Source organism: Vibrio sp. 10N.222.46.A1 (genome assembly GCF_041473595.1).
GTDB lineage: Bacteria > Pseudomonadota > Gammaproteobacteria > Enterobacterales > Vibrionaceae > Vibrio > Vibrio tasmaniensis_A.
Genome location: NZ_JBFRSN010000133.1, coordinates 1 through 3,044 on the forward strand (window position 1 = coordinate 1; position 3,044 = coordinate 3,044).

Genomic DNA, 3,044 nt, shown 5'->3' on the forward strand with positions numbered 1-3,044 from the left:
TCTTCATTGTGTGGCGTTTATGGTGACAGCTTCGCAGTTAGCCCAGTTTGCTAGCCAGTTAAGTGATCTTGTTTCTGTGTTCCCTCTGTCTGATTGGGCTCAGGTGGCTAGGCAAGCTCAGGCACAGGTGACCAATGAAACCGACAAACTTTATCAACCTGCTGCAATCACCCAGCTTCGTTTTAAACCTTTGGCAAGACTCAACCCCAAACCATTGTATGACGCTTTGCATTGGCAAGGGGCACAAATTGCGACAATAGAATCTTTAGCAGATGATGAAAGTCATGTAATTGGGAAATTACAGTCACTTGCGGCTAAGCGAGCCAATAAGTTGGGTGATATTAAAACCCAGATAAATGCGCTGAAAAACTTAAAAGGAAATGTTTATGTTTTCTCCGCTACTGGGAGTGCAGAAAGTATTGCAACACAGCTTAACAAAGCGGATACGCCAAACCATCATCAATTCACAGTGGTGAGCTTATTGCTTAGTCATGAACCCATGACCTTTTTTGAGGAGTTGCTATGTTAGCTCTTGATGGTGTGCCGGTTAACTTGGATTCAATGAAAGTTGAAATGTCGATGGAGCTAAAAGACCAAGACATGAGCGGTCAATCATCGGGAACCGATACGGCAGAGCAAGGCGATAAAGGCAAAAAATTGACCTTTAGTGGTCGTGTTCCTTTTACGCGTGCAGAAACGCTGACTCAGTTGTATTCGTTTGCTTCGAGTAAAGATGAAACCAACACGCGAAGAGTTTATCGAATCGGTAACGACATTGCGTTGGCGCTTAAAATTCGCAATGTGAAATTTACTGGTCGTATCAACGCAAGAGAGCATGAAACACTGCAGGCCTGGAATGTTTCCTTTGAGCTGCGGGAACACAACAGTGTGGGAGAGCAAAAAGAGCAACGCGCTAAAGAACAAAGTAAACCTGAACAGCGAGAAAATACAAGACTTAAACAGGCTCTGAATAACGCAGAGGAAGCAACTCAATGAAGTTAGAGAAACGTTTGTTTATCAGTGGTGAAGAAGTAAAACTGGTGAGTAACATGGTGAGTTTAAAGTTATCACTAGGCAGTGTTGCGATCTTCGAAATTGAAGCCAAAGAGAAGCCAGAGCTGTTTGAATTAGTGCGTTTTGATATCGGATACGAAAGCAAAACCGCCCCTTGGTTTGAGGGGTATATCGACAAAGTGCAACCCGCAGCAAATGGCTACCATAAAATTACGGCAAAAGAATTGGTTGGTATTTTGTCTAAGCGCTGGGCCGTTAGCCTAGAGCATCCAACGGCAGAGGATGTGATCGGTGTTCTTGCTGAGTTAACCGGGCTTGAGTTCAACCTGCCAGAGGTTGATTACATCAAAACGACTATCCCGAACTTTGTTTGCCAAGGAACGGGCTATCAATGTTTAGAACAAGTAGCCAAAGCGTTTTCTATTCTCGACTGTGTTTGGTTTCAAGATGCTGATCAGAGGATTTATTTCGGGTCGTATCAAGATAGTCATTTTTATAACAAACCGATGCCAATGCCGGAAGAGTTTACCAGTCGCCAAAGTGGTAACAGTGTCACTTTTGTACCGTTTCCAATGCTTAGGCCGGGTAGGGTCATGAACGATAAGCGAGTTAATCGAGTGGATTTGATTGAAGATGAAATGACCGCTTATTGGAAAAATGAACAATCCGAAGTTCCACCAAAGAAACGCGAAGCACTGCAAAACTTTCCAGAGTTGGCCGCCGGTTTTCATTTGCCAAAATTTGGTCGAGTTGAAGCGGTGAGAGACAAGGTAACAGTAGGGCAAGTCGCTGACCCATTCCGGCCAAGGTTTGCGGTTGATGTTCAGGTGCTTGATGAAGACTTAAACCCAGACAGTAATGTACCTGTCTATCGTTCGATCCCTTTGCCTGTTCACATGAGTGGACATGAATCAGGTTTGTTAGCCTATCCACTTGAGGGAACGTTAGTCGAAATTGCTTTCGCGTATGGTCGAAACGATAGACCTATCGTTCGTGGTGTTTATGGTCGTGATTATGCGTTGCCGTCGATAGAGCCAGGTGAGCAATTGCAGCAGCAACGTGAAGAAGTTAGCAATAGAATCGATGCTGCGGGCAACATAAGTCAGCAAACTGACCAGACACAAAAACAAAGAGCGTTCGAAAAGATAGACCAGGTTGAACGTTATCGTGGTGAGTTTGGACAGCATCATCTAGTTGTCGATGAACACAGCGTTGAAGAGGTGATTGGTAAAAAACTCATAGAAGCATTGGGTGCGATTAATCTACTTGCTGGTGATGATATTGTGTTGGGGAGTTTGGGTAATATACAAACGGCTACTGCTGGCGAATTGGTAGAGGCTATAGGAAAAGTGCGTAGGAGCTTTGCCGCTGAACATCAATGGTTGCAGTCGCCCAAAACATGGGTAGGCTCTAAGCAAGAGAATGTCTTGATTCTTTTGTCTGAACTCATGCAGGTAGTGAAAGAGTTGGCCGAGACATTAGCTACGCATACGCACAAGGGAGTCGCGGCTGGCCCTGCGACAACGAGAGCTCCAGTTCAAGCGAGCGCAATTCGAGGGCATGGTACGGAGAGTTCCGAGTTGAAAGGGCGACTCGATCCAATCACACAAACCAGTTAACCCAGATAATCATTCACAAACAACGCAGCCAAACGGCTGCGTTTTTTTATGCCTGTATCAATGCAAAATGAGAACAACGCCATTACAGGGAAAACAGCAACCACAGAGCGACGAAACACCTAGACCGGATGACAAAATCCGCACTCTCCTCACCCGCCTGCGCGTTTTTCGATCAGTTTTTTTTACAGTTTTTGAGTTATGAAAAACTAGGGCTTAGAGCGCCTTACTGACGGGGTGCGAAGCCTTTTGCTATATGGGGTTCGGGATAGATTAAAGTTGTTAGAAATGGCATAAATTGCCCAATATAAAATTTCAATTATTTCAGTTTTTTTCAGTAAATTGAAAAAAAACGATCATTAAAGATTAGGCGTCTTTGTGTTAACTTATTGAAAGGTATAGGCTATTCTATTT

The 3,044-nt window shown here is 44.2% G+C and carries 2 protein-coding genes and 1 pseudogene; all 3 read left to right on the forward strand.

Annotated features, from left to right (window positions below; all coding sequences use genetic code 11):
* Positions 1-529: pseudogene (locus AB4496_RS04790) on the forward strand (hypothetical protein); the annotation flags it as partial.
* Positions 523-996 carry a DNA-binding protein gene (locus AB4496_RS04795; protein WP_102257914.1) on the forward strand — a complete coding sequence of 158 codons (474 nt, stop codon included), beginning with the start codon at positions 523-525 and terminating at the stop codon, positions 994-996. The pseudogene AB4496_RS04790 and the gene AB4496_RS04795, both read left to right, overlap by 7 nt.
* Entirely contained in the window at positions 993-2,633 is a 1,641-nt protein-coding gene (locus tag AB4496_RS04800; protein ID WP_102257913.1) for a hypothetical protein, read from the forward strand. The genes AB4496_RS04795 and AB4496_RS04800 overlap by 4 nt, the downstream gene beginning before the upstream one ends.
* Positions 2,634-3,044: the final 411 nt, after the last annotated feature.

What these genes read in the sequence shown, in the direction of transcription:
- AB4496_RS04795 (WP_102257914.1), top strand. Translation starts at nt 523, where the DNA reads ATGTTAGCTCTTGATGGTGTGCCGGTTAACTTGGATTCAATGAAAGTT.
- AB4496_RS04800 (WP_102257913.1), top strand. Translation starts at nt 993, where the DNA reads ATGAAGTTAGAGAAACGTTTGTTTATCAGTGGTGAAGAAGTAAAACTG.